The sequence below is a fragment of the Paratractidigestivibacter sp. genome (assembly GCF_052362415.1).
Taxonomy (GTDB): Bacteria; Actinomycetota; Coriobacteriia; order Coriobacteriales; family Atopobiaceae; genus Paratractidigestivibacter.
This window is the reverse complement of the sequence record NZ_DAWEMK010000009.1, coordinates 30,313-38,077: the sequence shown is the minus strand read 5'-3', so window position 1 is coordinate 38,077 and position 7,765 is coordinate 30,313. Positions and strand designations below refer to the sequence as shown.

The 7,765-nt window shown below is 65.6% G+C and carries 7 protein-coding genes; 6 read left to right on the top strand and 1 reads right to left on the bottom strand.

Features of this window, described 5'->3' with window-relative positions:
* From ACT84W_RS02040 to purN, 5 genes are all read left to right on the top strand, one after another.
* On the top strand, positions 1–176 hold a 176-nt coding region (locus ACT84W_RS02040; RefSeq protein WP_444328033.1), incomplete at its 5' end, for an AIR carboxylase family protein.
* A gap of 4 nt (positions 177–180) precedes the next feature.
* Positions 181–1,176 (top strand): class B sortase, encoded by a 996-nt coding sequence (locus ACT84W_RS02035; RefSeq protein ID WP_444328032.1) that lies wholly within the window; start codon positions 181–183, stop codon positions 1,174–1,176.
* Positions 1,177–1,238: 62 nt separating this feature from the next.
* A complete protein-coding gene (gene purF / locus ACT84W_RS02030) occupies positions 1,239–2,771 on the top strand; it encodes an amidophosphoribosyltransferase (RefSeq protein WP_444328031.1) in 1,533 nt (510 codons plus the stop codon).
* 1 nt (position 2,772) lies between these two features.
* Positions 2,773–3,849: a phosphoribosylformylglycinamidine cyclo-ligase gene (purM, locus tag ACT84W_RS02025; RefSeq protein ID WP_432290628.1), complete on the top strand. Its 1,077-nt coding sequence runs from the start codon at positions 2,773–2,775 to the stop codon at positions 3,847–3,849.
* Complete coding sequence (gene purN, locus ACT84W_RS02020) at positions 3,846–4,577, top strand: phosphoribosylglycinamide formyltransferase (protein WP_444328030.1); 732 nt, start codon at positions 3,846–3,848, stop codon at positions 4,575–4,577. The genes purM and purN overlap by 4 nt, the downstream gene beginning before the upstream one ends.
* 197 nt (positions 4,578–4,774) lie before the next feature.
* Here the strand turns inward: purN and rlmD are convergent, their stop codons facing one another.
* Complete coding sequence (gene rlmD / locus ACT84W_RS02015; RefSeq protein ID WP_444328029.1) at positions 4,775–5,947, bottom strand: 23S rRNA (uracil(1939)-C(5))-methyltransferase RlmD; 1,173 nt, start codon at positions 5,945–5,947, stop codon at positions 4,775–4,777.
* 235 nt (positions 5,948–6,182) lie between these two features.
* On the opposite strand from rlmD, the gene ACT84W_RS02010 reads away from it, so the two are divergent.
* Positions 6,183–7,631 carry a radical SAM protein gene (locus ACT84W_RS02010; RefSeq protein WP_444328028.1) on the top strand — a complete coding sequence of 483 codons (1,449 nt, stop codon included), beginning with the start codon at positions 6,183–6,185 and terminating at the stop codon, positions 7,629–7,631.
* The last annotated feature ends 134 nt before the right edge of the window (positions 7,632–7,765 follow it).

Sequence of the window (7,765 nt, the reverse complement as noted above, 5' to 3'; positions counted from 1 at the left end):
GAGGCATGGACTCCCTTCTTTCCATGGTGCAGATGCCCTCTGGCGTCCCCGTGGCCTGCGTCGCCATCAACGGCGCCAAGAACGCGGCTATCTACGCTACCCAGATCCTCGGCGCGACGATGCCCGAGTATCGCCAGGCGATCGAGGACCTGAAGCAGAAGATGGCCGAGGTTTAGGGCCATGGCCACCCACTTCGGGAAACAGGAAGAGCCCGCTGTCCCGCGCCGCACGCGCGGAGGGGACGAGTCCTACCACGCCCCGGCGGGAAACCGCCACGCGAGCACGCCGACGCAGGCTGTCGGCTACAAAAGCGTGGTGGAGAGCGCAGGCGATGGCCGCGGCAGCAAGCGCGACCGTCGCCGCAAGGGGGACTACATCGATACCGACCCCTACGACATCAAAGGCCGCCGCGACCCGAAGCGCCGCGGCGCGCGGGTCATCTCGTGCGTGCTGCTCGTGGTCGGGATTTGCCTGCTCCTGGCGGCTGGCGGCATGTACGCCTACAACCAGTACCAGTACCACAAGCAGGACGAGATCAACCAGAAGCTCTCCGTCTACGCCAAGGTCGACGACGCCGGCAATGAGCCCCCGCAGGTGGACTGGGAGGCCCTCAAGGCGGTGAACCCGCAGGTCGTCGCCTGGGTCCAGATCCCGGGCACGAACGTCAGCTATCCGGTCTACCAGGGTGCCGACAACGACGCCTACCTGCACACCGACGCCGAGGGCAATTACTCCATCGGCGGCCAGATCTTCCTTGACGCCCAGAACGCATCTCCTGGGATGATCGACGCGCAGTCCATCATCTACGGCCACCACCTCTACAACGGAGCGATGTTCAAGACCGTCGCCGACATGGAGAACCAGGGCATGTTCGACTCGGTGAAGACCGTCTGGTACGTGACCGAGCAGGCGACCTATGAGCTCGCGCCCCTCTTTGCGTACAAGACGGACGGCGAGGACGAGAACGTCCGCCGGTTCACCTTTGATTCCACGGACGCTTTCCACAGCTATCTGTCCGACCTCGCCGCCCGCGCGAGCTCCAAGGCCGCCGACGCCGATGCGCGCATCCAAGCGGCGAACAACGTGCTCTCGCTGTGTACCTGCAGCTATACCGGCAACGAAACAGGCCGTGTGGTCCTTGTCTGCACTCCTAAGGATGTCCAATCTGCGCAATAACCCTAGGCGGGCAACGACGGCAAGAAGCACACCCCCGACGCTCGAGAGAGGAAATGAACTTCGTGTCAGAGAAGCTCAAACATCTAGACGGCCCCGAGCCCGGGCAGCAGGACGACAAGCTCCATGAGGAGTGCGGCGTCTTCGGCATCTGGGCTCCCGGACACGATGTGGCGCGCATGACCTACTTCGCGCTGCACGCGCTGCAGCATCGCGGCCAGGACTCGTCCGGCATCGCGGTCGGCGACGGCAAGACGGTTCTCGTGCGCAAGGACCTCGGCCTTGTCACGCAGGTCTTTACCGACGCCGATCTCGCGGCCATGCCCGGCAAGGTCGCCTGCGGCCACTGCCGCTACGGCACCGCGGGCGCGAAGGGCTGGGAGTCCGCGCAGCCGCACCTCTCGATGATCAACGACGTGATCATCGCGCTCGCGCACAACGGCACGCTCGTGAACTTCGACAGCCTGCGCCACGAGCTCATCGAGATGGGCGTGCCCTTCCGGTCGAACACCGACTCCGAGGTCGCGGCCAAGCTCATCGGCTTCTTTACCCAGCGCGGCCACAGCCTGCGCACGGGCATCGCGCACACCATGCGCATGCTCGAGGGCGGCTACGCGATGGTGCTCGTGCGCGACAACGCGCTCTACGCCTTCCGCGACCCGCACGGCATCCGGCCCCTCGTCCTGGGCAAGCTTCCCGGCGACGCGGGCTGGGTCGTCGCGAGCGAGACCTGTGCCCTCGACACCGTCGGCGCCGAGTACGTGCGCGAGGTCGCCCCCGGCGAGATCATCCGCATCTCGGACGACGGGTTCTCTTCCCAGCAGGGGTGCCGCCCCCGCAGCCAGGCGAACTGCATCTTCGAGCACGTGTACTTCTCGCGTCCCGACTCCGTCAAGGACGGCATGTCCATCTACCGGGTGCGCCACAACATGGGCCGCGTGCTCGCTCGCGAGACCCCGGTCGAGGCGGACCTCGTCATCGGCGTGCCCGACTCGGGCTGTCCCGCGGCGGAGGGCTTCGCCAAGGAGTCCGGCATCCCGTACGGCACGGGCCTCATCAAGAACCGCTACATCGCGCGCACCTTCATCGCGCCTACCCAGGAGCTCCGCGAGCGTGGCGTGCGCCTGAAGCTGAACGCGCTGTCCGATGTCGTGGCCGGAAAGCGCCTGGTCATGGTGGACGACTCCATCGTGCGCGGTACCACGTCGAACCAGATCGTGCAGCTCCTGCGCGACGCCGGCGCGACCGAGGTCCACGTGAGGAGCGCCTCTCCCATGGTCAAGTGGCCGTGCTTCTACGGCATCGACACCGCCGACCAGGACCAGCTCATCGCCGCGAACATGACGCTCGAGCAGATCCGCGAGCACATCGGCGCCGACTCGGTCGGGTTCCTCTCCATCGAGGGCCTGATGGAATGCGTGCCCAAGGTCGGCTACTGCAGGGCCTGCTTCGACGGCAACTACCCGGTCGAGATCCCGAAGTCGTTCTACGAGGAGAAGTTCCTCCCCGGCTACAAACCCAACAACCTCGAGGCCGCCAGCGACCTCTCGAAGATGCATCCCGAGGACGTCCTCGAGATGGCGGATAAGGAGAACTAGCATGTCCGACGATCAGCAGACCAAGCACATGACGTACGCCGACGCCGGCGTGGACGTGGACGAGGGAGCCCGCGCGGTCGACGCCATCAAGGGCGCCGTGCGCGAGACCAACCGCCCTGAGGTCATCGGCGGCCTCGGCGGGTTCGGGTCGTGCTTCTCGATGGCCGGGTTCAAAGACATGGAGGACCCGGTGCTCGTGTCCGGCACCGATGGCGTGGGCACCAAGCTCGCCATCGCGCAGCTGCTCGACCGGCACGACACGGTGGGCGAGGACCTCGTGGCCATGTGCGTCGACGACGTCGTGCCCATCGGCGCCGAGCCGCTGTTCTTCCTGGACTACGTCGCCATCGGAAAGCTGCGCGCCGAGCACGTCGCGCAGATCGTGGGAGGCATCGCGGAGGGCTGCAAGAAGTCCGGCTGCGCGCTCGTCGGCGGCGAGATGGCCGAGCACCCGGGCGTGATGAACCCGGACGACTATGACCTCGCGGGCTTCGTCGTGGGCGTGGTCGACCGCCCGAAGATGATCGGTCCCGACAAGGTCCACGCGGGCGACGTCATCCTCGGCCTGCCGAGCTCGGGTATCCACTCCAACGGCTACTCGCTCGTGCGCAAGGTCGCCATCGAGGGCAAGACGGTCGAGGAGCTGAACGAGCCGCTCGACGAGCTCGGCGGCGAGTCCCTCGCCGATGCCGTTCTGCGCCCGACCACGATCTATGCCGGCGGCCTCGTGGCCGCGCTCAAGGCCGGCGCGCCCATCCACGCGATGGCGCACATCACCGGCGGCGGCATCACCGAGAACCTCAACCGCGCACTGCCGTCCGACGTCGACGCGCTCGTGTACCGCGGCGGCGAGGACGGCCCCGACTGGCCGATGCCGCCCGTGATCCCGTACATGGTCGATGCCGCCGGCCTCACGCCCGACGAGGCGTACAAGACCTTCAACATGGGAGTGGGCATGAGCATCATCTGCGCGCCCGAGGACCAGGCCGAGGTAGAGGGGCGTCTGCGCGAGCAAGGCTTCGAGCCGTTCGTCATGGGCGAGTGCGTGCCGGGCGAGGGCAAGGTGACCTACCGATGAGCCACTGGAGCTGCGAGGGCGGGGTTTGCCGCCTCGTCGAGGACGAGCTTGAGGGCGAGAACGGCGAAGCCGCGGGCGAGGGCGCGCCAGCCGCCGCCGCGCCGAGCACCGCGCCGCTGAAGATCGGCGTGCTCGTCAGCGGCTCGGGCACGAACCTGCAGGCCATCATCGACCGCATTGCCAACGGCTCGCTCAACGCCGAGGTCGCGCTCGTGGTCTCGAGCCGCCCGGGTGTGCGCGGCATCGAGCGGGCGCAGGCCGCGGGCCTGCCCGTGCTCGTCATGGAGAAGTCCGAGTACGCCGCCGACGCCGAAGCGGCCGACCGCAAGATCGCCACCGCGCTCAAGGACGCGGGCTGCGAGTACGTGATCATGGCAGGCTACATGCGCATGGTCCGCAAGCCCCTGCTCGAGGCGTACCCGGGCAGGATCGTCAACCTGCACCCGGCGCTTCTTCCTAGCTTCAAAGGGGCGCACGCGATCCAGGACGCGTTCGACTACGGCGTCAAGGTCACGGGCGTGACGGTTCACTTCGCCGACGACAAGTATGACTGCGGCCCCATCATCGCCCAGCGCGCGCTCACGGTGGAGGAGGGCTGGGACGTCGACGAGCTCGAGACCCACATCCACGCCATTGAGCATGAGCTCTACCCTGAGGTCATCGGCTGGCTCGCCGCTGGCCGCGTCCACCTGCGCGACAACGGCCGCGTTGACATCGACCCTGCATAACGCCAACCCACCAACACTGGGTGACAGTCATTGCATGCAGCTTTTAGGGACACGCATCACTGGGTGACAGTCATTGGCTGTAGCTTCCTGTGACACCCCTGGTGAGCTAGAAACATGGTGGCGGGCACGAACTTCCCGATGAACTTCGGAAAGCTCGTGCCCTCCCCTTGTTTTGCGCGTCCCTAGGTTTTGTCCGCCTACCGGCGCGAGAGCACGGCGACGGACTCGACGTGCTTGGTATGAGGGAACATGTCGACCGGCGTCACGGACTCGATGCGGTAGCCGTTGCGGCGAATCAACTCGAGGTCGCGGGCCTGGGTCTCGATGTTGCAGCTTACGTAGACCACGCGAGCGGGCGCGAGCGACGCGACGCCGTCGAGGAACTCCGGCGTGGACCCCGCTCGCGGCGGGTCCATGAGCACGACGTCGAACCTCAGCTCGCGGCCCTCACGCGCCATCCACTCGGTGGCGTCGGCCGCGACGAAGGAGCACTTCTCATCAAGGCCGTTCATACTGGCGTTCCTACGTGCCGCCTTAACCGCCCCTTCCACACGCTCAACGCCGATGACCTGCGCGTCGTTGGCCGAGGCGGCGCAGATACCGATGGTCCCGCATCCGCAGTAGGCGTCAAGCACGCGCTCGCCGCCGCGGAGCCCCGCGCCTTCGATCGCTAGTCGGTAGAGCTCCTCGGTCTGCGCGGGGTTCGTCTGGTAGAAGGTCGTGGGGCCGATCTCGAACGTGCAGCCCAAAAGCTTGTCGCGCATGGTGCCCGGGCCCCAGAGGGTCTTGTTCCTGAAGCCGAGGATCGCGTTCGTGCGGCGGGTGTTCACGTTCTGCACGATGCTCGTGACCTCGGGGGCTTCTTCGCGAATCGCCGCGACGAACCTCTCGGCCCGGCGCAGCTCGGGGACGTTGGTGACGACGGTAAGAAGCACATCGTCGGTCGCGTAACCGCAGCGAACGACCGCGTGGCGCAGCACACCTGTGCCTTTGTCCTCGTCATAGGCGGGGATGTGCTGGCGAGCGGCGACGCGTGCGACGGCGTTGAGCACATGGCGTGCCCGCGGGTCCTCGGCCAGGCAGTCGTCGCAGCGGACGATGCGATGGGTACCGCGCGCATAGAAGCCGCAGGCAATTCGGCCGCGGCCGGCGTGGGCGTAGGGGGTCGCCGCTTTGTGGCGGTACGCGACGGGCTCGCCCTTCATGCCGACGATGCCTCGGAGTTCACCCGCGTCCCCGGAGATCATCGGCCCGAGGAGCTCCTCGACCTGGGCCTGTTTGCGGCGCAGCTGAATCGTGTAGGGGACGGCGAGCCACTCGCAGCCGCCGCAGTCGCGCGCGATCGGGCATGTAAATGTACGGTAACCCATGAATGTCCCCTTCATCATGATTTGCCTTCCTAGCATACACGAGGGCTACGCTGCGGGTATGCTGCGGTCAAGGCGCGGATGGGGCGCCGACCGCGCTTCTTCTTGCCGGAAAATCTAACTGCGGTCAAAAAACACGCAATTCTTCAAGGAATCTGGGGTACCATTCATTTGTGATTTGAAACGGGTTCAAAAAACCAGAAGGGTCCAAGGCCCGTTCACGGAGGAGAGGTAAGCAATGCAGTCCAAGATCGCGCACGCCGCCGAGCGCAAGGCGTTCAGCGTCGCCCTCGACCAGATCATCAAGGCCGCCAGCGGCCCCGACCGCGAGAAGAACCTCGGTAAGCTGCTCGACATGGCCGGCAAGCTGCTCAAGGACACCTCGCCCGGAGCTATCCGCGGTATCCGCAACGGGCTGTATCCCGGCTCCAAGTGGGAGCAGTTCCTCTGGGACGTCATCGACAACACCGATCACCACGTGCTGAAGACGTCTATCCTGAACGGTGGCTACGAGGCCGCGTTCCGCGGGCTGCGCAACACGACGACGAACGCCGCCAAGGAGCAGTGCAACGTGCCGTGGATCATTCTCTTTGACCCGACGAGCGCCTGCAACAAGCATTGCGTGGGCTGCTGGGCCGCCGATTACGGCAATAGCCTGAACCTCACCTACGAGGACATGGACCGTCTGGTCACCGAGGGCTCGGAGCTCGGTTGCCACCTGTATATGCTCACCGGCGGCGAGCCGCTCGTTCGCAAGCGCGACGTTATCCGCTTGGCGGAGGCGCACAACGACTGCCTCTTCAACATCTTCACCAACGCATCGCTGATCGACCAGGAGTTCTGCGACGACGTCAAGCGCGTCGGCAACATCGTGTTCAGCGTGTCGCTCGAGGGTACCGAGTCTTCCAACGACGGCCGGCGCGGTGACGGCTCCTACCAGGAGGTCATGCGCGCCTTCGACCTTATGCACAAAAACGGCCTGCTTTATGGCACCTCTACCGCCTATACCCGAGCCAATACCGAGATGGTTTCGTCCGATGAGTACTTCGACACCATCATCTCCAAGGGCTGCCGCTGGGCCTGGTACTTCCACTACATGCCCGTGGGCGAGGGCGCGACCGTCGATCTCTGCCCGACGCCGGAGCAGCGTGAGTACATGCTGCACCGCATCCGCGAGGTACGCGCCGTCGAGGGCGGCAAGCCGATCTTCGCCATGGACTTCCAGAATGACGGTGAGTACGTGGGCGGCTGCATCGCCGGCGGCCGCGTCTACTGCCACATCAACGCCCGCGGCGACGTGGAGCCGTGTGTCTTCATCCACTACTCCAACGCCAACATCAAGGAGCAGTCGCTGCTCGACTGCCTGAAGCAGCCGATTTTCCAGGCGTACCGCAAGCATTATCCCTGGAACGACAACATGCTCAAGCCGTGCCCGATGCTCGAGAACCCGGAGATCCTGCCGGAGATCGTCCACGAGTCGGATGCCAAGTGCACCGAGTACGTGACGCCCGAGGACGTCGACCACCTCTGCCAGCGTACCTCCGTCTACGCCAAGAGCTGGGAGGATCGCGCCGAGAAGCTGTGGCTCGAGCAGCACCCCACCGGCAAGAAGGTGTATGAGGACAGCGTCTCCAACCTGGACGTGGACTCGAAGGCGAAGCTCATCGCCGAGGAGAACGCGGAGTAGGTCGCAGCGGCTCTCGCGGTCGGGCGACGAACGGCTAACAGCGACTCGAGGAGGGGCAGACTGAGGTCCGCCCCTCCTTTTTTCGGTCGCGAGTGCACATAATTCGATTAGGGCTACGTTGGCCTTTGATCGTT